At 54.4% G+C, this 24,725-nt stretch carries 13 protein-coding genes; 9 read left to right on the top strand and 4 right to left on the bottom strand.

What is annotated here, in order from left to right:
* Window positions 1-58: 58 nt before the first annotated feature.
* The 3 genes from VO84_RS05410 to VO84_RS05400 all read right to left on the bottom strand — a co-directional run bounded on the left by VO84_RS05410 (window position 59) and on the right by VO84_RS05400 (window position 10,053).
* The gene (locus VO84_RS05410; RefSeq protein WP_082661736.1) at window positions 59-4,498 is read right to left on the bottom strand and encodes a DEAD/DEAH box helicase; all 4,440 of its coding nucleotides are present in this window, start codon (window positions 4,496-4,498) and stop codon (window positions 59-61) included.
* Window positions 4,499-4,678: 180 nt separating this feature from the next.
* Window positions 4,679-6,649: a S9 family peptidase gene (locus tag VO84_RS05405; RefSeq protein ID WP_082661735.1), complete on the bottom strand. Its 1,971-nt coding sequence runs from the start codon at window positions 6,647-6,649 to the stop codon at window positions 4,679-4,681.
* Between the two features lie 53 nt (window positions 6,650-6,702).
* Window positions 6,703-10,053, bottom strand: coding sequence for a TonB-dependent receptor (locus VO84_RS05400; protein ID WP_408033305.1), 3,351 nt, complete (start codon window positions 10,051-10,053; stop codon window positions 6,703-6,705).
* A gap of 1,319 nt (window positions 10,054-11,372) precedes the next feature.
* Here VO84_RS05400 and VO84_RS05395 point away from each other — a divergent pair.
* From VO84_RS05395 to VO84_RS05355, 9 genes are all read left to right on the top strand, one after another.
* Entirely contained in the window at window positions 11,373-12,122 is a 750-nt protein-coding gene (locus VO84_RS05395) for a SphA family protein (RefSeq protein WP_197413905.1), read from the top strand.
* A 788-nt stretch (window positions 12,123-12,910) separates the two neighbouring features.
* The gene (locus VO84_RS05390; protein WP_231737792.1) at window positions 12,911-14,293 is read left to right on the top strand and encodes a nucleotidyltransferase family protein; all 1,383 of its coding nucleotides are present in this window, start codon (window positions 12,911-12,913) and stop codon (window positions 14,291-14,293) included.
* The gene (locus VO84_RS05385) at window positions 14,290-15,105 is read left to right on the top strand and encodes a class I SAM-dependent methyltransferase (protein WP_058186265.1); all 816 of its coding nucleotides are present in this window, start codon (window positions 14,290-14,292) and stop codon (window positions 15,103-15,105) included. Before VO84_RS05390 ends, VO84_RS05385 begins: the two co-directional genes overlap by 4 nt.
* Before the next feature lie 67 nt (window positions 15,106-15,172).
* Window positions 15,173-15,805: a GTP cyclohydrolase II gene (locus tag VO84_RS05380; RefSeq protein WP_058186513.1), complete on the top strand. Its 633-nt coding sequence runs from the start codon at window positions 15,173-15,175 to the stop codon at window positions 15,803-15,805.
* Between the two features lie 163 nt (window positions 15,806-15,968).
* The gene (locus VO84_RS05375) at window positions 15,969-17,462 is read left to right on the top strand and encodes a B12-binding domain-containing radical SAM protein (protein WP_058186264.1); all 1,494 of its coding nucleotides are present in this window, start codon (window positions 15,969-15,971) and stop codon (window positions 17,460-17,462) included.
* Between the two features lie 168 nt (window positions 17,463-17,630).
* On the top strand, window positions 17,631-18,431 hold the full coding sequence (locus VO84_RS05370; RefSeq protein ID WP_231737791.1) for a class I SAM-dependent methyltransferase: 801 nt from the start codon (window positions 17,631-17,633) through the stop codon (window positions 18,429-18,431).
* Entirely contained in the window at window positions 18,424-19,671 is a 1,248-nt protein-coding gene (locus VO84_RS05365) for an amidohydrolase family protein (protein ID WP_058186262.1), read from the top strand. The genes VO84_RS05370 and VO84_RS05365 overlap by 8 nt, the downstream gene beginning before the upstream one ends.
* Before the next feature lie 290 nt (window positions 19,672-19,961).
* The gene (locus tag VO84_RS05360; RefSeq protein WP_058186261.1) at window positions 19,962-21,257 is read left to right on the top strand and encodes a glycosyltransferase; all 1,296 of its coding nucleotides are present in this window, start codon (window positions 19,962-19,964) and stop codon (window positions 21,255-21,257) included.
* 183 nt (window positions 21,258-21,440) lie between these two features.
* Window positions 21,441-23,471: a glycosyltransferase family 87 protein gene (locus VO84_RS05355; RefSeq protein WP_082661768.1), complete on the top strand. Its 2,031-nt coding sequence runs from the start codon at window positions 21,441-21,443 to the stop codon at window positions 23,469-23,471.
* A 28-nt stretch (window positions 23,472-23,499) separates the two neighbouring features.
* Here the strand turns inward: VO84_RS05355 and VO84_RS05350 are convergent, their stop codons facing one another.
* On the bottom strand, window positions 23,500-24,513 hold the full coding sequence (locus VO84_RS05350) for a hypothetical protein (RefSeq protein ID WP_058186508.1): 1,014 nt from the start codon (window positions 24,511-24,513) through the stop codon (window positions 23,500-23,502).
* Window positions 24,514-24,725 lie beyond the last annotated feature (212 nt).

The raw sequence follows: 24,725 nt of genomic DNA, 5'->3' as shown, positions 1-24,725 counted from the left end.
AGGGAATGTTCAATGCGTTCAGTGAGTTCGCTGATGGTTGTCATCGCGCCATCTACCGCTAGGCTTTGATGCTTTCCCAATTATCGAAGAGAGGCATGGAACTGTTCTTCGTGGCGGTTTTGCTCATCGGGATACGCCTGTATGCCTCGTCTATGATCTGTCGCGGGCGTTGCCGCCGGTTAAGCGGAGATTGCGTTTCTTCTGGTTCTCCCACGACTAAGCCATTTTGATATTGAGCTGATCGTCCGGGGATTGAGGCGACGCGATTTCCTGCCGACAGAATGCCGACGAGATTCATCGGATCAGCGGCGGCGAGTGTGATCACTTCGTCAGAGTGAATCTGCCGCGATGCTCGCAAACTTTCGAGAGCCTCCGGGAGGGCGAACTGCTCACCACTAAACCCGTTGACAAATCGTCCGCCTCGAACGACGCCACGGTCCTCAAGACGCCGTAACATGCCAACAAGATCACGCCATTTAGGCAAATTTGATTCGCGCACAAGAAGGTCGCGAAAAACGATGCCATATCGCGCAAGCAATGTGTGCGCAGCAGATTCGAGAGCCAGATCGCGATGCCGAACTTGTCCGATTTCGCTCGAACGGTCATGCAATTCCCGATGAAAAAGAGACCAGCGTCCCGCAGTGCTACGCATCTTGCGATATCCATGGCGCATTGCCGATTTACGCTCCGGATCAATCATCGCGCGAAGTTGATCGAACCCATCTGCGGCAGCGAGTCCCGCGGCCGCCAACTCCCACAGTCCTTCAAGCGTTACGATACGGCTTAAACCGAGCGAGCGTTCGATGTCTTCAGCGAAACATGCGCCCCTTTGCTGCAGATAGGACCTGATTTCGAGCGCAGCGGCGCTCAATGCTTTCTGCAATCTTGACTCTTCCACGCTTTGCTCTGCGAGAGCATAGGGCAGCCACTCCGCGGAGTCTCGAAGATAAAAGGTAATGGGTGCAGCATTGGACGGAATGACGCGCACGGGGGCAGATTCGCTGCCACCGGACCAGGCTGCGTGTGGCGAGACGCGGCCCCAGCCTACCGAACCGGAGAGACAAAGCTGGTCGAGCCACGCGGGATCGTAGTTGGCAATGCGCGCAGGCAGAATGGTGCGTTCCCATTCGATTGCCGGAGCTTCAAAGCCTTCAAGTTGAGAAAGGGCTTGAAAGAGACCTTGTTCGCCGGTGAGTGTGCTTTGCGGCGTAAGGTGGTGCCAGGCAAGCAGCCAACGCATGAACATTGGCGGTGTGACTGCTTCAATCTGTTTACGCAAAGTGTTACGGGTGAGCTGATGAATTCTTTGCAAGATGCGGCGTTCACACCATTCGATATCGTGGGTTTCCACGGCGACGGGGTATTTGAAAGCCCCTTGCATGAGCAAGCCCTGTGTTTCCATGGCAATGAAGACCTGTTGGATTGCCGAGGCTTCGATTCCAAATAGGCTCGCGAGCTCGTTGGCTGTTACTGGCCCCAAAATCTGGAGCCAACCACGGACGAGGGGATCCGTAGCTTGCAAAACGGCTTGGGAGGTGGGAGCACCTGAATGCAGAGCGGTAGCGGACTCCATGCGTTCGGTGGCAACCCAGCAAGCGTTATTACTGAGATTGACCGTAGAGGCTCGTCCAGTGTGCTCCAGCATTTCGTACCATTGCGTCCAGGCAGGTGCTGTCTGTGACCTAAGCTTAGTCAACGGGAAGGCTACAACATTCAGCAGAAGATCATGCAGCTCGTGCTCACTGCGCAGATCAGGCCAGCATTGTTCGCAGACAGTTGCAATGGCATTTGGGTCGAGCCTGCCGGCCTGCTCAAGGACGCTGGGAGGAATGGACCCGCGAAGTGACACAGCGCGCGCCCGACGCTCCTCCAGGCCTGCATCGTCAAGGAAGTGGTAAACATTGGCATTGATGAGCTCATGGGCAAATACCGATGGAACCGGTGTGTCGACGGCAACGCAGCGAATCGCACCAGACTGAATACCGCGGAGGACTTCCTGTAGACCTTCAAGATTCATGGCCTCTTGCAGGACATCTTGCATGACCTCGCGGACAAGAGGATGGTCTGGAATCTGGATGTCTCCGACGAGAGTTTCAAAGCAAGCCGCTGCCTGGGGAAAGACGCTCGCCATAAGGTCGTCTGAGCGGGTTCGCTGAATCTGGGGAGCAATGCGCTTGCCCTTTGCGAAGCGCAAAAGCTGCAGGCTGCGGCCAGCCGCCCAGCGCCAGCGCGCTTTAAAGATGGGGGAAGCAATGGAGGCCTGTTCGAGAAGCTCTTTTGCAGTGCGCTCTGTAAGGAATTGAAAGACATCGAGAAGCGGAAAGCTGTGCTGCTCCGCAAGAGAAATGTTAATGCCATTGTCCGTGGCTGCGGCTTGAAGCTCGAAGTTAAAGCCGCGACAGAAGCGCTTGCGCAGCGACAGACCCCATGCCTTGTTGATGCGGCCCCCAAAGGGCGCATGGAGAATGAGTTGCTGACCGCCGCCCTCATCGAAGAATCTCTCGGCGATGATTGTCTTTTTGGTGGGAACTGCTCCAAGTACGGCACGTCCCGAGACAATATATTGAATGAGCTGCAAAGCTGCGGATGCACAGATACTCGTCTCTTCCATTAACCACTGTGCCGTGTCGGTGACATGTGGCTGGGCAAGCGAAAGAGTTTCAGGAGTGATGCTGGTGGTGCGCTCAGAAATTTGTCCTCGAAGCTCGCTTACGCCATCAGACAAAATGTCACTGCGCTGCGGGGCTTCGCCATTCCAGAAGGGCACGGTGGGTGATGCGCCGTGCGCGTCTTCGACGAGGACTCGGCCTGCGGACTCAATCCTCTGGATACGCCAGCTTGTATTGCCGAGAAGAATGACATCGCCCGGTGAGGAGTCTACGGCAAAGTGTTCATCCAGAGTGGCGATCTGAATATCATCGGGTTGAAGGATGACCTGATAGAGCGCGCTATCGGGGATGGCTCCGCCGTTGGCAATGGCTACCATGCGCGCCCCGCGGCGGGCGTGGACGTGACCGTTGACTCCATCCTGCATGAGGTAAGCACCGTATCGGCCGCGGCTGGACTGAATACCGTTACTGAGGATTTCGATAAGTTGTTGGAATTCTTCGCGGGAGAGATTGCGATACGACCAGGAGCGGCGGAAGACGCGATAGAGGGCTCCGATCTCCCAGGATTCCGCACCGCATGCAGCGACGATTTGCTGCATGAGCACATCGATGGGCTGGGGTGGGATCTCAAGGACATCGAGCTGCCCGGCGCGCATTTTTTGCACCAGCGCGGCCTGCTCTAAAAGATCATCACGGGTGGTGGCAAAAAGGCGACCCTTGGGGATGGCGCCACGCCAGTGACCGGCTCGGCCGACGCGCTGCATCGCCACAGCGACGGCGCGAGCGCTGGAGATTTGGCATACAAGATCAACATTGCCAATGTCGATGCCGAGCTCCAGCGATGCAGTAGCAACAAGTATTTTGATTACGCCATTCTTCAATCGCTGCTCTGCATCGAGGCGCAACGCGCGCGAAAGGGAACCGTGATGCGCGGCAACATCATCTACCCCAAGCCGCTCGGCTAAAGCGTACGCAACTTTCTCCACCAGTTTGCGCGTGTTAACAAATACCAGTGTTGAGCGATGGTTTTGTGTATGAGCGGCGAGCTTATCGAAAATCTCTTCCCACATGGCTGTGGAGGCAACAGCGGTCAACGGATCAGAAGGTATCTCAATAGCGATGTCGAATTTTCTTCGTTGGCCCACTTGCACGATGGTTGCCGGCGTCCGATTTTCATCTGAGCCGCATAGATAATTGGCTATAAGTTGAATCGGGTTTTGTGTGGCGGACAAACCAATGCGTTGCGGCGGAGCGATCAGGCCATTCAAGCAAACATCGCCCGAAAGCCGGTTTTCTCCGCAGACAAGCGCATCGAGCCGCTCCAGCGATAGGGAGAGATGCGACCCACGTTTGTCGTCTGCGAGCGCGTGAATCTCATCGACGATTACTGTTTGTACGTAGCGGAGACGCTGCCGGCTTTTCGCGGCAGTGAGCAAAATGTAAAGAGATTCAGGGGTGGTGACAAGGATGTGCGGCGGATGGCGCAGCATTGCGGCACGCTCACGTGGCAGAGTGTCGCCGGTGCGCACGGCTGTGCGAATTTCAGCGGAGAGATAGCCCCGCTCAAGTGCCAGCTGCTGGATTTCAGCGAGCGGGCCGTCAAGGTTTTTTTGTATATCGTTCGAGAGTGCCTTGAGCGGAGAGATATAAACCACCTGCGTGACAGGCCGAAGAGATCCTTCAATGGACTGACGAAGCAAGCGGTCGATGCAGACCAGGAACGCGGTGAGAGTCTTCCCTGATCCTGTGGGCGCGGATATGAGTGTAGGGTTGCCCGCCAGGATGCTCGGCCAACCCTCAATCTGCGGCTCTGTAGGCGAGCCGAATTTGCGGATGAACCATTCGGCCGTGACCGGGTGAGCCCACGACAGTTCTGCCGAAATCTGCATAGCAAATTCTAGCGTATTCGCCGTTTCTTTGCTTATTGCATTCGGATGTGATCTGGACGGCTCAAGCTCTTCCACATGAGCACGGAGCGGAAGGGTGGGCTCGCCTCGCGGCGAAAATTCATTCTCTATCGTTAGGCATGGACCACGTTCGAATCACTCGATCGTGGTCCATGCGCCGTGTCATTGCGCCGATTCCGGTTGCAGATATTTGTTCAGGTACGCAAGTTCCTTTTCAAACGCATCGCGCCTGTGTTCGCGCTGCTGGAAGCCGTGGCCTTCGCCTGGATATGTGATGTAGGTATAGATTTTTCCCTTCTGTTTAAGCGCTGCGGCAAGCTCCTGCGACTCCTGCGGAGGCACCTGCGGATCTTCTTCACCGTGAAGAATCAGGAGCGGGGTTTTGATATCGGCGACATCTGGAAGAATGTTTGCCTTGCGATAGACAGCAGGTTTCTTCTCTGGAGGTCCGCCCATCTTGGTCTCCCAGCGAATCGCGGAGTTGCGATTGGTATAGCGCAGGAAGAGCGCGCGATCGACAACGCCGAACTTCTCAATGCCCACAGCAAAGGTGTCCGGCAGTTTTGCCACCGCGTTGGCTACTACAGTGCCTCCATGGCTGCCGCCGGAGATCCCGACACGCTTCGGATCTGCCAGGCCCGCATCCACCAGGTACTTTACGGATGCGGCAATGTCATCAATCTCGCCGCCGCCGGAGTCCTCGACATTCGCGTTGCGGAATCGCTCGCCATAGCCGGTGCCGCCGCGAAAATTCGGCTCAAGCACTACGTAACCCTGGTCCGCAAGAAAGATGGACCACGGTGCAATGCTCAAAGTTACCTGGCCTTCCGGGCCGCCGTGCGCAAGAATCACAGCCGGATAGTGTTTGCCCGCTTGATAGCCTATCGGCTTGTAGAGAATCCCGGCCAACGGGAGGCCATCCTTGCTGTTGTAGTGCACAACCTCAGGCACAATGCCGAGTTCTTCAAAGCGGGAAGGACGGACTGAGCCCTGCAGCTGCGGTTCGCCTTTGCCTGAGACGGCGGCAATGTACGTTGCCGATGCGCCGAGTGTGGATCGCCACTGGAAGTGAATTGAGTTGCTGTCAGCGGTCCAGCGCAGCCCGCTTTCAAAACCTTTCAGATTCGTGATCCGATGGGCTTCGCCGCCGGATGCTGGAACCGCCCAGATATGCCGCTCTTCCGCGATACCGCGGTTGGACTCGAATGCGATCCACTTGCCATCGGGCGAGTACACTGGCTCTTCATCCTCCCCGGTTCCGAAGGTCAGTTGCGTTGGCTTTCCGCCAGTCGCGGGGATGATCCAGATCTTGTCCCAATGCGTTTCCTGCAGAACGACGGCGAGCGTGCGGCTGTCCGGCGACCATGCAGCTGTGTTGATAGCCCACGCGCCGCCGGGATCATTCTTTGCCACATACACATCAATCGCTGGACCCGCTGCGCTTCCAGTGTTCTGATTGAATGGAAGCACCTTGAGCTTGCCTGAGAAAAACTCGCGCGAGCGCTCCGTATACGAGACACGTGTTCCATCCGGAGCCCAGAGCGGCCGCGGATCGAAGCGGTCGGAAGAGACCGCGTCGCCGCGATCCGGCGCGGAACTCGCAATCAAATCGGCGCCGTGATAAATCTCCGTCGCGGCCAGCAGGTTGAGTGTCTTGCCGTTTTCGCTCACGACATAGAGTTCATTGAACCCCTTCTGACCGGACTCATAGAGAATCCACTTCCCCTTGGGATTCCACTGCGGATGATGGTCCGTGGCGCCGCGCGGGTCGCCCGGGCCTGCCGGGTCGTGAGTCAGTTGAACAGGATCGCCTCCATCGAGGGCGACCGACCACACCTGGCCTTTGCTTATGTAGGCCGCATGCAGGCCATCCGGCGCGAGTACAAGCTCGGACTTGGGTTCAGGCGATGACGTCAGCAGCTTCTCTGCTCCGCCGTCTGCGGGCTTGAGTGCAATCTGTCCTTTGTCGAGCGTGACGGTGTACTTCCCATCCGGTGTTGTCACCTCGCCACCGCTACGTGCGTAGCCGCCGCCAGATCCTGCGCCCAGCAAATCATCGATCGTCAGCTTCTGCGCCTGTGCCGTGAGCAACACAGGCGAGGCCAGTAGAATCATCAACAGTATTTTTCGCATTGCGTATGCTCCAAATCGAAGCGCGTAGAGGCCGCAAGTGCGGCCTCGCGCGGTTAGAAGATGAACTTGCCGTAGACCACCAGAACGCGCCCGGAAACGATTGCCCCTTGCCCGGTTCCGTAAATGCTGGTCGGAACGCTCACATCCGTCGTGACCGTGCCCAGGGTCTGCCCCTTGTTCACATCCGAATTTGGCACGCCGAAATTCGGATGATTAAACAAGTTGTAGGCTGAGGCGCCAATTTCAAAGCGCGTGCTTTCGGTGACGCGAATCTCTTTGCCGAGCTGCGCAGAAAAGGACGCGAAGCCTGGTCCGCGGAAGCTGTCTGGCTTCGTGTTGCCCCAGTCCGACTGCGCTGGAGTCGATCCTGTGGCCGTTGCAGGAGCGAAGTCGCTGGTGCTCAGGCAGGGCGTGGTCACGGCTCCCTTGCCGCAATGAATTCCAATCACCGAATGATTCGTTGTGTCCGCGAGCACTGTGCCAGTGAAGGAGCTTGAAAACACATTGGCCGTGCTCACACCGCTGTTCGTCACCGCAAATGGCCGGCCGCTGTAGAGATATACTTTGCCGCCCAGTTTCCAGTTGCTCAGACCCCTGTTCAAATATGCGTTGCTTAGCCGCGGCGTGGAGTAGACAAGATCCGCTGTAAAGTTGTGCCGCGTGTCGAAAGCCGCCGGACCGTAATTCTGATCCGGTGTTCCGGTGGCAACCAGCCCATTCAGTGCGTAGACCGTCGGGTTGTAAATCGTGCCTAGCTGAAGCGCTTTGCTCCACGTGTAGCTGGCCTGTCCCTGCAGGTTGTGCGACAACGCGTGCCGTTCCACAAGGGTGACGCCGTTGTAACGCGAATAGCCCTCGTCAAAGACCTGCGTGACTGTAGCGAAGCGCGGATCAGGAATCGCAGTCGGTAGTCCGCCGAATCCATTTGCCGCCCAGCCATTTGGCGCGGTGTTGGAAATAGACTCGTTGTAGCCGTGATTGCCGGCATATGCAATGGAAAACACATCGCGATGCGTCAGCGGCTGCTCAACTTCAAAGCTCCACTCCAGCGTCTTGATGGTATGAAAGCGATTGGGATTTACGTAGAGCGTCGGCGTTGAGAATGTAACCCCGCTCGGTACCGCTGCCTTGAGTTCATTTAACGTATCACCCTGCGAGAAACCCGTCTGAAAGGCAGTGTTTGAGGCAACGGCGGCGGCTTGCGATGAGCCGCTGTCGCTCGTCAGGCCCACAATTCCGTTGGTCACTTTCGGCGAAAATTTGTTGGGCGCATTTCCGTAAATGTTGGCGGCAATGCTGGCGGCAATCGTATTGGCAAACAGCCCGATGCCGCCACGAACTACCGTCTTGCCTTCGCCGAATGGCGAGTACGCAACGGCCACGCGCGGCTCTGGAATCACACCTTCGAAGTGGGTGAAGTTAGTGTGGATTCCCGTCTGCAGTGTCGTGTTGTATGCCACATTGCTTCCCGCCTCATAGCCGTCCGCCAGAAACTCCGTGTTTGCACGCGAGTAGCACGCTTCCTTGCACCAGGGATTTCCCTGATACTCGAACCGTGCGCCATAGGTCAGCTTCAGATTCCTCAGAATCGCCCACTCATCCTGACCATAAAATCCCAGCGAGTCAACGCGAAGATGAACCGTGGGCAGCAGCGGGAACGACTGCGTGAAGCTGTTGTAATTCTTCGCATCGGCAATGTTACCCTCGGCAAAATCAGCTACGCTGCCGAACGCATAGGTTCCAATAATCGTTCCCGTCTGATTCGCCGTGCTCGTAATCCGGTTGTTGCGGTTGTTCACACCGAATTGCAGTGTGTGCTTTCCGTGCGCCCATGAGAGATCATCGATAATGCCGAGCTGCTGGCCCAGACGACCTTCCGGCGCTGCCGGTCCCAGAGCCTGGAACCCCGCGTCTCCCGCGCCGCCATCCGAGAAACTGAAGGCCAGCGGAAGCGCCGATTGCGCCTCCGGAAAGTTGCTCGATCCGTAGAATATAGCTGAGTAGTAGTTGCCATTCAGCACCAGGTTGTTCACCAGGTTCGGTGTGATGGCGTAGGTGTAGTTCAGTTGCGGAATCACCCACGGCTGCGGACTGAAGCCATTGAACAAAGGGCTGATGGGACTGGTGCTGCTGGCCTGCACTCCATAGTCGCGGCTGATGCGGAAGTAGAGTTTCTGCTTGGTATTGATGTTCCAGTCCACGCGGCCACTCGTCAGATATTCCGTGTTCACGCTTGATGCCGTGGAAACAAAAGCCACAGCGCACGAAACGCCATCTGCGCCGCCAAACGTGCCCCCGCCTGGCGCTGTAACTCCGGTCAATCCATTGTTCTTTCCGCAGCCTGAGTTGCCCGTACCATCCTGCAGTTGGCCCGTCCCATTCGTCACAGCAACAGCGCGATTAATTCCCGGCGCCGCGTTATACAACTTGAAGAGGTCCTGGTAGTACGGCACGGATGCACTCGGCAGGTTAGCCAGAACATAGCTCTGCAATGACGTCGACGGAAGCGAAACCACCTTGTTGGTCGGCAGCGCGTAGCGCAAACCCTCGTAGTTGAAGAAGAAGCTGATCTTGTCTTTCTTGATCGGCCCGCCAACTGATCCGGCATACTGATTGGCAACCGCGCGACCGCGCGGCGTGTTCGACGCGTTGCTGAAATAGTCATTCGCATTCAACACGTCGCCGTTGTAATTTTCTACCAGGTTGCCGTGGAACCTGTTGGTGCCGGACTTGCTGATGTAGTTCACCTGAGCGCCGGCCATGCGCCCATATTGCGCGCTATAAGCATTCGTAATCACCGATGCTTCCGCAACATCATTCTGCCCCAGTGTGTTGTTGCTCGATCCCGACTTGTTGTTCAGGTTGTACGGTTCGACAATGTCGGCGCCGTTGTAGGTAAAAAGCACCGAGCTGAAGGGAAGGCCGTTGACGTTGAAGTTTGTGTTGCCGCCCCCCACATTCACGCGCACGCCCGGCGTAGAAAACGCGACGTTGGTGATGTCGCCGCCATTGATCGGCGTATTTTCCACGTAGTGCAGGTTGTAGTCCGTCAGGTTATTTCCGTTTTCTGTTTGCAGCAGAGCATTCCCGCCTTCCACGTGAACCGTCTGGCTTACGGACGATACGGAAAGCGCCACATCGACAGACTGCTCCTGTCCCACCAGCAGATGGATAATCACTGGTGCTCCCGAAAGTCCGTTGGCCTCCGCTGAAATTTCGTAGTCGCCAGGCTTGAGAAACGGGAAGCGATATTGTCCGGTCGAGCCGCTGACGGTAGTACTGATAGCGTCCGTCTGCGGCTGTCGGATGCGAACCGTAGCGCCCGCCAGAACAGCGCCACTTGTGTCTCTCACCGTGCCAACAACGGTTGCGCTGGTGAGTGTTTGCCCAAAGATGGAGCGCACTGGCAATGCGAACAGGAAAAATGCAAATAGGAGCGTGGAAATCTTTTTTGAAATCATTTTTCATCTCTCGGCGCGTGAGAATGCGCTGGCTGCACGTGCAAATGCACGCAGGTCAAGGGCGAGCCGGGACGCACAAATTCACACTGCGGAACAACCAGGAGAATGCGCAGATTTCAGATACACGAAACCAAGCAATGCATCGTGACTTCGCGCGTCAGCTATAGCTCGATACGGATGAGAATGGAATTGAGTTGGATGCCGTTAGCGACATCGACAAGGAAGGAGGCACACCGCTGCGGCAACAGAACCATCAACGAATCTATAGCCGCGCTTGCGCATGTGTCTTGTATATCACATATCGCTACACTGTCAAATTGTTTCTTCCGCTGACAGCACGCACGCCCAATCGAGCATCGAGCCTGAGAAGAGCGTGCAGCGAAGCTGAGCAACGTGTTCAGGCTGCTGCCCTGAGCCCGCACTGCCGAAAAGTGTTAGACAGCGTGCGCGCATTACAAAGGCTCTGGAATTCAAATGCAATGCCGCGAGTATCTCAGCAAATCACATGCAATTCACGCCTTGCTGCTATCTAAATCCGGCGTCATCGGGCAGGCTTCGCTTTGTGGACGCTCAAACGAGATGTTCAGGAGCTCTTAAGAGGCGACCATATGAGCCTCTTCAGCGTATTCCCTATCGACTTAATGGTCACAGTGTTCAAAAATGTGAAGTCGCCCAAAGGATGAGCATGCTATCAACCGGACAGGAACTCATCCGTAGTCTGTTTGATTACGTCATCGCGTATACACAGATCAAGTCGCCCTGCATGCGGAACAGTGTGCAGCAGCCTTGGCTTCAGCATCCCAGTGAGCTTCCGCAACACTAAACTATCGAGTTCACTCCCCCCGTTTCGAGCGACGCCGCTTTAGGACTGCAACTACTCAAGGTAGGCGACTCAAGCTGGCTGAATCATCGCGTCTGCCGGAAGTTCTTCTCGAGTGGATGGGTTCTGATTGAAGGACGCAAGGCGACTTGTGTTCGTCGATCCTCGGTCCTGATCTGAAGGACGCCTGCCGATCATCAGCCTCTCGGTAAACTGTCAATTCTGCCAGTGTCGGCATAGTAGTCACCAGCGTAGGGTTGTTGCGAATCGGCGATGGTTCCCAAAGGACCTGGAGCGACCTCTACCTCCATCTCGGTCCAACGCAAACCGGTTGGGCAGCCTCGGATCTTTCTCCGATTTTCGGGCCATTGAATCGTAAAAAACGAGAAGATCGCATACGAGTGCACTAGGTTCACTCGATTCACTGCTGATGGAGGTTTTCTTGAAACCCCATGCGCGTGTATTGCTCATGATTTCCGTTGCTCTTTCGATCCCTGGCTTCCTGGTGGCGCCAAGGGTCTGCGCGCAACAGGCCGGCCACTACATCGGTGGGGCCACCGGCCTTGATAACGGATCGACCGCGCCGCCCGGATTTTACATCGGTAATATGCCGATTGTAGAGCGCGTGAATGCGTTGAAGGGGCCGGAGGGGGCCACGTTCGCCAGACCCGACATCAATATCTTCGCCGACATGATTGCGATCGCCGCAACCACGCCGAAGAAGATTCTCGGAGCAGAATACGGAATTAGCGTCATTGTCCCCTTGGTCAACACACGCTTCACCGCAAATCTCCTCAATGCTTCCGCTGAATCGGGTGGTTTGTCGGACATCTATTTCTCCCCCCTCGTGCTTGGCTGGGAAAAGGGGAACGCAAATTACACAGTCAACTATGGCTTCTACGCGCCCACCGGCAGCTTTGATCCATCCTCGCCGTTGAATCCCGGCCTGGGGTTCTGGGAGCAACAGATCCAGGGCGGCGCAGGCTATTCGCTCGACAAGAAGAAGCTGTGGAATACCTCTTTCCTGACAACCTGGGAGATCAACGACAGCCCGGCCAGCTCGACGTCAGGTCCAATCCCTTCACCTGCCTGCGTGCTCCCAGAATGTTCAATCTGCGGATGGACCCCCTCGAACACGCCGAGATTTCAGGTGCGGAATATGACGAATGGAGGAACGACAACGGATATGTAGCCTTCGAGGGGATCAGGAGGACTGCGGTATTCCTCCACACCTTTATCGAATATCCGCCAAGCCAATTGCCGGCAAGTTTTTCCGTCGATCAGATCACCGAGGGAATAAACAAGAAGATCAAGCAGATGCAAAAGGCGCAACAGCATGTGCAAGACGCAAATGACTGAGAACGTATAGGAACGCAAGAGCCGGGAAAGCAGGAAGTCATGAAGCGACTATGCCGAACATTGGCGATCTGTACCGCAATGTTTGCCGGATTTTCTGTGACCCTATGAAAGCCGGGCTCAGAGTCCAGAGACGCAGTTTCCAGCGCCAAGTAAAAAGCCAAACATCGTCTTCATCCTCGTAGACAATCTGGGCTATGGCGAGTTAGATGTTTATGGAGGCGGCATTCTTCGTGGCGCTTCCACTCCGCCATCGACAAACTCGTCATTGGAATCGTAGCGTGTGCCCCCAAAGAGCCGAAGATTGGTCGCCTGCGAGACTATTACTGCTCGTCGTGATCATCTGACGGACGAATCGATTTTGGCAAGCCTCGGCGATATTCACTAGCCGCCGGCCCGGGCGCAACATGACGCTGGACACCGCCTCCAACCCTAAAGACGCCGCCGCGTTATCACTGGGATGCAATAGTTGCTTCGGCAAAGCTCCTGACAATCCTTTGACCAACACATGACAATTTCTCCACCGGAGCTTGCTAATGTCGCATCACGGCCTGTTTCTTGAGGTCGGGCCGGCGCATACACTTCATTGCGCAGGAGAAAAAAGAACTGGAAAGAGGCATCTGCTTGACGCCGCTGCATGGTCCAGAAACTCCCTCTAAGACTGAAACCTGGGGTATGCTAAAGTCCGCTTCACTGCAACAGCGCATGCCGTATTTACAAAATAAGCCGGCCGTGTCGATCGACAGACCAAACATTGCCAGGGAAAGGAAGCCCCTGAGCAGAGTGCGGTTGATACGGCGAGCCGTGTTGCTCATCTTTCTCGATCCCATACCTGACGAGTGTCAGCGGCTATTTCGTCTCACCGGCAAAGAGTGGCATAGGTTATTTTATTGGCTGGATGTGAGTGGACTTGCGTTGTACTTGTTGGATCGACTTGTTGAACTCGGATTACACGATAGACTTCCTCCTGCCGTTGTTGATCGTCTCAGGAAAAATACCATCGACAACGAGAAACGCACTCAGAGCATGGTGAAGGAGTCTATTGCGATCCAGCGGGAGTTCCAACGGGCAGGTCATTCTTACGCTGTCCTGAAAGGTCTATCGCTCTGTCCTAATGCTGTCCCGCGGCCGGAATTGAGGCATCAGTTCGATCTCGATTTTCTCGTCTCGGAAAAGAGCATATTCGACGCCAGCAAAACTCTTCAGAGCAGGGGTTACCGTCTATATGCCATCAGTGGCAAGAGCTGGGAGTTCAGAGTCAACGAAGTACCACATGGCTCGCTTAAAGACATGTACAAGCCTTCGCCTGAGCAGGCCGTAGAGCTGCATGTAGAACCAGAGGATTCTGGAGACTCCTCCCGTCTAAGCCGAGTCATCTACCGTGAGGTATCCGGCATTCTGATGCCGGTGCTTTCGCCTGTCGATCTTTTCCTGGGGCATGCATTGCATGCCTTCAAGGACGTAAGCAGCCCATTCTCCCGCGCCTCGCATCTTCTCGAGTTCTATCGTCATATAGCCTCCCGGCGCGATGATCCTGCGTTCTGGTTAGAACTTCGTTGCAATCCAGCGGTCAACCGCAAGGCTTGCCTGGGAATAGGCGTCGTCACATATTTGCTTACCTCCATCATGGGTGACTTTGCTCCCAGAGAGCTCACAGACTGGACCGTCCAGATTCTCCCGCCTTCCGTGCGGCTCTGGGTAGACGTATATGGCCATCGCATCGTCTTCGGAAAGCCTCCGGGCACAAAGCTTCATCTGCTATTGAAAAAGGAGCTTGAGAATGCCGGCCTTCCCGGTAAACATTCTCTTAGAAAGATCTTGCTACCGTTGCGCCTGCCTCTACCGGTGATACGAGCCACCGCTAACGAGACTCTCTCGACCCGTATCGCCCGCTACCGCCTGCAGTGCCGCGTGATCTTATCCCGCCTGTTATTTCACTTACGAGAAGGAACCTGCTATTTCTGGGAGTCCTTCCGTTGGCGGCAATTGCTGGAGAGGCTTCCATGAGCAGCCCTATGCTCCGTCCTGCAGCCATCGCATTCGACGCGGTCGCACCCATCTTCGATAAGCGGTTCGGCGTTTGGGAAAGCGTTGCTGCGCAGCGTCGCGCCGTGCGCGCAGCATTGCTGCGACAGTTCCCGTCTCGAGGCCGCGTGCTTGAGATTGGTGGAGGCACCGGACTGGATGCTGCTTTTCTTGCAGAGCACGGCTTCGATGTCGTTCTTACGGACCCTTCACCGGCCATGGTGGCACTGGCGCAATCCAGGCTGACGCCGCTGAGCTCTTCAGCAGAGGTTGCCGCTGCAGAGGAAATGGAAGATTTTGCGGAACGCTACCTCGCTGATGAAAGACCGCTGTTTGACGGCGCCTTCTCCAATTTTGCTCCGCTTAACTGCGTTGACGACCTCGTGCCTGCGGCGCGTGGCCTCGCACGGCTACTCAAGCCAGGAGCTGTCGCAATGCTGGTTGTGTTTGGCACGTTTTGTCCCGCTGAAATGCTCATCGAGATCCTTCGTGGCCGTCCGAGAGAGGCGCTTCGCCGCTGCAAGCAAGGCAACGTTCGGGCAAAGATCGCAAAGCGTGAGTTTCATGTTGTCTACCATCGCTCTGCCTCGATCAGGCGCGCGTTTGCCCCGTGGTTTGTGCTTGAGAAGAGAATTGGTATTGGCATCACTGTGCCACCCAGCGCGGCTGAGCCGTGGATCACCAAGCAACCTCGGCTGCTTTCTGCAATGGAATCGCTAGACCGTGTTCTGTCGCATCGGATGGCGGCCTTCGGAGACCATGTGCTGTATCAACTTCGGCGCACGGAACAGTAGATCGCCGCTATTAACGGTACTCGAGGATGATTTGCGATCGTTGCTGCGGCCGCTACAGGGGGAAGAATTGAAGGTTTCTTATGATTTATGCACGCTTACAACGCTGCAACCAATCGCCGACATCGATTTCCCAACGCGCTGGGCTCACTTTCGCCTTCTGGCGTTTCAGAGAACCCTTCCATCGAAAGGAGTAATACAGGAGCACCAGGAAAGCGCCGTCGCGCTTGTACTGGGTGACATTCACAGCACTCCGCCCGTTGTTCGTATCCACTCACAATGTGCTACTGGAGATGTCTTCCATTCACTGCGATGCGATTGCCATGACCAGCTTCACCTGGCATTGCAAACGATAGCCGATCAAGGCGCAGGAGTATTGCTCTACGAACAGCAGGAAGGCCGAGGCATCGGTCTGATGGAGAAGTTACGTGCCTATGCGCTCCAAGATGATGGCCTCGATACCATTGAAGCCAACCGGATGCTAGGCCATGCAGTCGATCTGCGCGACTATCGGCTTGTCGTGGAGATCATCAGGTTTCTCAAAGTCACCTCACTGAGATTGATGACCAATAATCCAGACAAGATAGGGGCGGTACTGTCGTCGGGCATCGAAATCACTGAACGACTGAGCGCCAGCGTTCCTGCTAGCCCTTATTCCGCTCATTACATTGCTGTAAAGCGCGATCAGCTAGGACATTTATGAGACTTAATCCCTCTTATTAAAAGCTGACATTGACATGACATTGTCGAGACAAACGCCGTGCGAAGTGAGGCTAGTGTATCCGCAGGGTGCGTCAACATCCATTGCAAATGACTTGGATACGCGGGATTTCAAATCCACCGCCGACCGATTCTCGAGGTGATTCTTGACTGATGTCCTGCTAACGCATTCGTATCATCTTCCTTACGACGCGAAGCAACTACGTAAGATGCAGCCGTACACGCCGATTGGCACACTTTACGCGGCTACTGCGCTGCGCGAACAGGGTATTCGCGTTGCAGTCTTCGACGCGATGCTCGAAGAACCGTCCATCCAGTTTCAGGCTATGCTGCACAAGCACCAACCTAAAATCGTTGTTGTTTACGAAGACGACTTCAACTTTCTCTCGAAGATGTGTCTTACCCGCATGAGAGAAGTCGCCTGGGAGATTGCGAAAGCATCTCGAGAAGTTGGCGCAGTTGTGATTGTGCATGGTTCTGACGCTACAGACAATCCCGGCCTGTTTCTTCTGAATGGCTTTGACTACGTGTTGTGCGGAGAAGCCGAAAATGTTTTAAGAGAACTATGCGATTCGATCATTCGAGGCGTTCCGGTCCCCCAGGTAGATGGGCTCGTGAGTCTCGGTGATCAGGGCCAACTCGTGAGAAGCGAGCAGTATCTGGCTAAGAATCCATCCTGGACTCAACTCTCCTCGCCCGCGCGCGACCTCATCGACCTGGATCTTTATCGGACGGCGTGGCTCAATACTCACGGCTACTTTTCCACGAACATGGTCGCTAGCCGCGGTTGCCCTTTCCACTGCAACTGGTGCGCCAAGCCTATCTCGGGTAACCGCTTTCACTTGCGTTCTGCTAATAGCGTTGCGGAAGAGATGAGCTTGTTGAAGAGCGCGGGAGTGGAGCATGTCTGGTTTGGCGATGATATCTTTGCGCTGAATCATCACTGGGTCGAGGCACTTGCTGAAGAGGTGACGAAGCGGAACGCCGCCATACCATTCAAGGTGCAATCGCGCGCTGATCTTATGAGTGAACAAACAGCGGCGAACCTTCAGATCGCTGGATGCACCGAGGTGTGGATGGGAGTTGAGTCCGGCGCTCAGGCCATACTTGATGCTATGGATAAGGGACTCGATCTTTCAACAGTGATTACCGCACGGGAGCGGTTGAAACAAGTAGGCATTCGAGCCTGCTTTTTTCTTCAATTCGGATATCCCGGCGAGACCTGGGCTGAGTTGCAGGAGACAATCGCTTTCGTTCGAGAGGTGCGCCCCGACGATATAGGCATTTCGTTCTCATATCCTCTGCCTGGCACTGTGTTCTACGAGCGTGTACGAGCGGAACTTGGTCTGAAGCGCAATTGGACCGATAGCGACGATTTGTGCATCATGTTTCATGCAGCCTATAAGACCGATTTTTATAGAGCCGTACGCGAGGCTCTCCACGCCGAAGTTGACTCCTGGAGCATGGAGTCCATAACTACGGAAGTAGATGCAAGAGTGAAAGCGTTGTGGCAGACAGTTCTTGATCTTGAGCCAGTGAGCAGAGAGTCGGACGCCCTCACCCTTTCAGAAACAGTCAACTCTCGCTCTAAGTCGCCGTTTGTATCGATAGAGCAACTAGCCTCATCCTGGAAGGCATAGATGCTGAGATCTCCTTTAGTTCACGAACCTCAGCATTCAAAATTCAACAACGTCATTCCTACGGATCTGCTATTGCAGTGCACGCGCTGTAGGGCACACTTGAACGGTCCAGAGTGCTCAAAGTGTAATTTCATTTTTCTAATTGACAGGGGGGGAATTGTTCGCGCGTTGCCGCCGGAGCGTGTCCAGCACTTCTCGCAGTTCGTAGAGGATTACGAAGCGATCCGCTCAGCGGAAGGCCGGAGCAGCCCGAGCGACGAATATTACCTCGGACTTCCCTACGAGGACACAACCGGAAGAAACAGCAGTCAATGGAAAATCCGTTCAAAGAGTTTCGATTATCTGGCTCGGCACATCGTGCAACCGGTTGAAACATTTCGGACAATTCTTGATCTAGGAGCCGGCAACTGCTGGATGAGCTATCGCCTGGCACTCGCTGGACATCGAGCTGTCGCGGTGGATCTACTCACAAACAACCACGACGGCCTGGGAGCTGCCGCCCACTATAGTAAATATCTTTCAATTCCTATCGCGAGATTCCAAGCCGAGAATACGTATTTGCCTTTTCAAGACGAGCAGTTCGATGCTGCTGTCTTTAATGCTTCATTCCACTACTCCGAAGATTATGAGGCCACTCTGCGGGAAGCTTTGCGCTGCGTGCGGAGCAACGGTTGCGTTATCGTCAGCGATACTCCATGGTATTCCTGTGAAGAAAGTGGCAGACAGATGATCGCGGAGCGTCAGGCCGCATTTCGCAAACGTTTCGGAACAGCTTCGAATTCTGTCAGAAGTCTTGAGTATCTGACGGATGAACGTCTCCGTGATCTTGAGAAACAGTTGTCGATCTCCTGGACGACATACGCTCCATGGTACGGCGTGAAGTGGGCAATGCGTCCCTGGGGCGCAAAGTTGAGTCGTCGTCGCGAGCCTTCGCGATTTCGCATCTACGTGGCGAGAAAGCATGGTTGAGTCTGCACAACTTTTGGGCAGTGGCGCACCGGTGGTTCTTTTCGGGGCTCGCTGTTGCCTGGGTCCCCGTCACAGTATGGATGCTTCGCTAAGCATCCTCGATGGCCGGATAACTCAACTTCAAAGCGCCTCATATTTAAAGGACGATGTGTCCTCAGCGCGTTCCGTCATTGACCTTGATGGCTATATGGTGATGCCTGGTTTGGTCAACGCACACGATCATCTTCAGTTCGCTCTCTTTCCCAGGCTGGCAAATCCACCGTATCGAAATTACGTTGATTGGGGAGAAGACATCCATACGGAATTTGCAGACATTCTCGCAATTCACCGTAAGATCCCGAAGGATGTTCGTTTACGTTGGGGTGGCATACGGAATCTCCTTTGTGGTGCTACGACCGTATGCCATCACGACGTTCTTTGGCCCGAGCTGCAAAAAACAGACTTTCCGATTAAGGTGGTGCAAAAGTACGGCTGGGCACATTCCCTCGCGCTCGGTGGAGACATTGTGCAGGCATATGCTTCGACACCGAAGGGAGCCGTCTTTATTATGCATGCATGCGAAGGCATAGATGACCAGGCAAGGGAAGAGCTTTCCAGTCTCGATCGACTCGGCCTCTTACAGCCAGATACTGTCCTGGTCCATGGCCTGGCGATAGACGATCGTGGAGCCGCACTGATGCGAGAGCGAGGAGTCTCTCTCATTGTCTGTCCTTCTTCGAACGAGTTCCTGTTTGAAAGACTCCCAAACATCTTTGCTTTTGACAGGATCGAGAATCTCGTCCTCGGAAACGACTCTCCATTGACTGCAACGGGAGACCTGTTGGATGAGGTGCGGTTTGCCGCAAACATGTGCGGTGTCGCATTGGAGAAAGTCTATCGAATGGTGACAGAAGCGCCTGCTGCTGTGCTCCGGCTGAAAGACGGCGAAGGCGTCATCAGGTTGTCGGGGTCAGCTGACTTGATCGCCGTTCGAGATACCGGCCGCCAAGCCGCCGACACTTTACCCAGGCTTTCATTTAAAGACATTGAGTTAGTAATGATTTCAGGACAGGTACAGCTTGCCTCTGAGACGATATTCGAACGGCTGCCGCCAGCATCGAAAAAGGGACTTGAACCATTGTGGATTGACGGCATTTTGCGGTGGTTACGGGCACCGGTTAAAGATCTCCTGCAGAGAACGGAGGAGGTTCTAGGTAAGGGGCAAGTACGATTGGGTGGCAAGGGAGTTGTCCTCTCGTAACTCATCCATACGGATAATGACGAAGTATGACTCCTGGCAATGAATCGACGTTGCGCGGATCAAGACATGCCATTTACCGAGAGACTGAAGCAAGAGGGCTGTGGCGAGTTAAAGACCCAAGTCTTTCTTATAATCCCTCAACCCTATGCCAGCTGCATAGAAGCCGCGAATTGAAGGTCCAACTACTCTGTCTCGCTGTGCCTGGCATTGTGGACATGTCTTTTGATTGTCATCCTGTTGTCGATTACCTCGATCGCTGTATGCGTATGGATATGACTCGCGTAACTTGAATGAAGGTAAGGACGATTACTGTCTCCGTAGACCACAATCTCTCGCAAACGAAACCAATGTCACACTTCGGTGTACTGTCCATTCAGGGAACCGGCCATTTGAATCCGATGATCGCTCTGTCCCGGCAATTAGTTGCCAGAGGGCACAGGGTTACATTCTTTCTGCCGTTTGAGATGAAGGAAAGGATCCTCGAGGCCGGACTGGAGTTTTCGGAAGTCAGAGGCTTAGTAAAAGACAATCGCTCCAAGAGCCGGCAGAAGCGGCCCTTGGGACTGGCCGACCTGCGATTTCGCATTTCTCGCATCATTGGGGAAATGGAGAGTTCTCTGCGTGAGGCCCCTGAGGCCATGATTCGCGCAGGAGTTGAGGCACTCATCCTGGACGAGATTGTGCTGTCTGGTCCGACTCTCGCCGAGATATTGCGCGTGCCCTATTACATTATCTCTACCTCGATTCCACACAATTTTGGTTGGTCTGCTCCCCGTAGAATCACTCCACCGCAGTCGTGGTTCTCAATTGTGAAGAAAGCCTTCGTGGAGATTTCAATATTCCGGATGAGGGGTCCAGTACGTTGGAGACTGGACAGGTATAGGCGACGAGTTGGACTAGGCCCTGTTCGAGAGAGAAGCTCGGTCTATCCCGAGCTAGCGCACATAACTCAGTTGCCTCAGAGTCTCGACTTTTCACGAACGAAACTACCTCGCAACTTCTATTACACTGGGCCTTTCGTAGATGGCACTGGAAGATCATCCGTCGATTTCCCGTGGGATCGCCTTGATGGACGACCTCTTGTATACGCCTCCCTTGGGACGACTTTGAAGGGTGAATTGAGTACTTATCGGTTGATTGCTGAGGCTTGCAGCGGACCGGAAATACAGCTCGTCATTTCTCTCGGTGGCCGTCGTGATCCCGAAGTGTTCCAGGGTCTTCCGGGAAGACCACTGGTCGTGAGAAATGCTCCTCAACTTGAACTGTTAAGGCTCGCGCATATAGTGATTACGCACGCTGGCCCGAATACAGTGTTTGAAACTCTGCTACAAGGTAAACCGATGATCGCTCTGCCAAAGTGTTTCGACCAGCCAGCAATTGCAGCTCGATTGGAGTGGTTGGGTGTGGCAGAAGTGCTTCGTTTGAAGGACCTTACCGCGCTTCACCTTCGCAATGCAGTGATGAGAATATTGAACGATCCAAAGTATCGGTTCGCTGCCCAAAAGCTGCAAAAAGAGATACTGTCTGCCCACGGTCTCAAGCGCGCCACGGATATTATCGAAGAGACCCTGAAAAGTCGTGGCTAGCCGTGTTGTTGACTAGCAAGTCAGCCAACAACAAATCGGACAATAAGGGAATATGTTCGTTTGACAAATGAATGACAACTTAGCTTGGAGTGGGCCGTACCCTGAGGCGTGATCGTTCCACACAGCCAGGTTGTTTCAACATTTGAAAATGCCATACTTTGCCTGTGCACTCTATTCTTGTGCGTGCATACGTTACCGCGTGCATGGAAGACGCTGAACACCGACTTCCCGAATTACTATCTGGCCGCTCACTTGGCACAGGAGAGATTCGACACCTCGCGCATGTATGAGTGGCCCTGGGTCGAACGCGAGAAGGACCATCGCGCTATCGATGTCCGCGTCATCGGACTGCTTCCAATCACCCCATTTTCGACACTGGCTGTCTGGCCCCTTGTCGGTCTGTCACCGCTTACCGCCAAGCATTACTGGATTCTGATCAACCTTGCTCTACTCGTGCCCATTGGATGGATGTTGCGGGCAATGACAGGATTGAGCTACCGGCGCATAGCCTTGGTGATTACACTCAGTTACCCCTTGCATCGCAATCTGCTCTTCGGGCAGTTCTATATTGTTCTTCTCCTTCTGCTCACGGCAGCGTGCTGGAGCTATCTACGTGGACTCCGCATCTTGGCCGGAGCACTGATAGCGGTCGCCGCCGCATGCAAAATCTTTCCTCTTCTGCTGTTTGTATTTTTCTTTCAGAGGAGAGATTGGCGCGCATTAGTCTCTGGTGCAATTACAAGCCTAGTTGCAGTCAGTATTTCTATCGCCATCTTTGGATTGAATGCTCACCGTACGTGGTTGCAAGAGATATTTCCCTGGGTGATGCGAGGTGAGGGTTTAGGAACATATGGGGGGTCGTCATCGATCTCTGGCGTTCTACATGGTCTTCTGCTCTCAGAGCCGCAGTGGAATCCACATCCGTGGCACTACTCTCCGTTCTGGTATTCCCTCTTGGCCCCTGGGTTACAGATGCTGGCTTTGGCTCCAGCGATCCTGCTGATTCGTAGAGACGATAGGAGCAAAGAGCGGGTTCTCCTTGAGTGGTCCGCGCTCGTGATTGCAGCACTCACGATCTCTACTATTCCCGCGTCGTACAACTTCGTTCTCATGGTATTTCCCATATGCGTACTCGCATCTACATTGCTCGCGCGGAGACAATATTGGTGGCTTAGTGCCTTGATCGTGGCGTATCTCGGTATTGGGTTTTCCATCGCGTCGCCACCAAATGTTGAAGGACTCAGGGTTCTGCTCTACGTCCCGAGGCTTCCGTTGATGCTCGCGATACTCTTGGGGATTTATGTCTTGCTCTGGCGCGATTGCCGGAAAGACTCTACGCGAGATTGGACTCGTTACGCATGGGCTGTTGCGATGGTCACAGCGGTAGCCTTGAGTATGCGTTCCACGCTTTATACGGAACGAGCCGAGCGAGAAGAATATGCCTATCGGATACCTCTGCAGATGCAAGGATTTGCAAATAGCGGGCCGCAATTGACTGCGAGTGGCGTTCGCTTCTCAGCGTTCACGATGGCCGGATACCGCTTGATCACACAAGCTCAGGATAGAGTTCACCAAGAGCCCGATGTCGACGCTTCATACGATCTGCTGTCGTTTGCCAGCGGGGCCGGCCATACCTGGGCGGAACGGGCTTCGAGCACCGGTTCTCAAATCGTAGATCTCCAGCAGCCATCCCAAACACTCATAGAGAATGCCCGTGAACCAATGCTGTCAGCCGATCAACAAAGTCTTGCTTTCATCCGCGACGAGTATGGCCGCGGACGCTTGATGCTCCGCAAAAACGTTTTGTCCAATGCGGCAAGTGAAACTGAACTCACGCCGCTCGAAATGAACGTCTATGAAGCGTCACTGTTGTCGGAGAAGCACTATGCGTTCTCAGCTACCGATGGGGACGGCCTTCCGCAGATATATCTGACAGATGTGACCCACAACAACTCGTCTATCTCCATCCCGGGAACACGCTATCCTGCCCTGTCACCCGACGAGCGATGGATGGCGTATAGCCAACTGGATCACGGTGTCTGGAATCTTTGGCTCCGTAACCAAGTGGACGGAACTACGCGAAGAATCGCTGATGTTCCCTGTAACCAGATTCAACCGTTCTGGGAAAGCGACTCGAAAACATTGCTGTATGATACCGATTGCGGCCGAAGTATCTGGCTTACAGCAGTATCAAGAAGAAAGGTAGTACCTTGAAGGATAATCTCTTCCCGTGCCGGCGGCTTTATATGGCTTGTACTAATTCTTCCAGCTGCGCTATACCCTGATCCAGACTGCAATATTGAAGCTCATACGTTGGAGTATTGAAGAACACCTCAAGTAACCTCTCGTGCTTCGCGCGGATTTCTCCGGCGGAATAAAGTTCCGCGCACATACTCCTTGTTGCCGTACCGTCTGATAACCGGTCAAGTCGCCCCATTGCTGCTGGAAAACGATTGAGATAGACCACGGCATGGATTGTTGCATCGGTTGCGGTATTGAAGATCGGAAGTCTGGATACCGGTAGCTCGATTGACGGCTTTCCTTCCATGCGCGGCGTGATTTCGAAGTCTCTCAGCTCCGGAAATAAATCTCTCGCCGCTGGCCGGAAACGAACCCGATGCGCATGTCCAATCACGAATGGAACATCAGAAGAATTAACCAGATAGCTCGTGTCATCGGATGTATAGGTCCAACCCACGCGAGCGCAGGCGTAAGCCAGAGTTGATTTGCCTGCGCCGGAATTGCCACACAATAGGATACCTTTCCCATTTTTCCCGACACAGGCAGCATGAATATCGGTTACTAAGGAAGATCCGAGGAGAAGATAGACAATCTTCTCAAGGAAGTTGTAACGGAAGTAGAGTCTGTTATTGAGTGCCGAACGTGTCAGCCACGCAAAGTTCGTGTGAGTATTCAGATCGAGCAGCGATTGATTTGAGGCATCAGCGATCAAGGAATATAGATGGTTGTACTCCCGCCTGGTGGGCGTTGGCGGAGTTCCAGAATCGATTCCATCTGTTATACCGATTCTGATCTGCAAGTTAGTATTCGTCCTGCACGCGGCGACGTGGCCGAAGCTATCCTCTGCGGCTGCGAGAACATCTTGATCGTTCGTGAGAATTTCAACAGCGAAGCCCAAAGGATAGAAGGTCTCGCGCAGAGGCAAATCCATATCAAAGAGAAGGGAATCTGGACCGGCTGCAGGCCTATTCTTTTCATCCTCTTTTGACTGTGCCTGTTGAGAGAACGTGGCCATCCGCGTTTGCATTCCGTCTTTTCTGCGGAGCTGATTTAGGACAGGAAAGCGAAGTACGCATGTCCGCTCCGCCCTCGCTATCGTAAGCATAGGACCACACAGACAAAGTCTTTGTCACCAGCAGGTCATGGGATTGTCACAACGCCATTTCCATCACGACGTATATGCCGAAGAGGCGAGCATGACAACTTGTTGACAATCGACATACGATC

Source organism: Occallatibacter gabretensis, from assembly GCF_001449115.1.
Taxonomy (GTDB): Bacteria; Acidobacteriota; Terriglobia; order Terriglobales; family Acidobacteriaceae; genus Telmatobacter; species Telmatobacter gabretensis.
The sequence above is the reverse complement of the archived record's forward strand: the minus strand, read 5'-3'. Positions and strand labels throughout refer to the sequence as shown.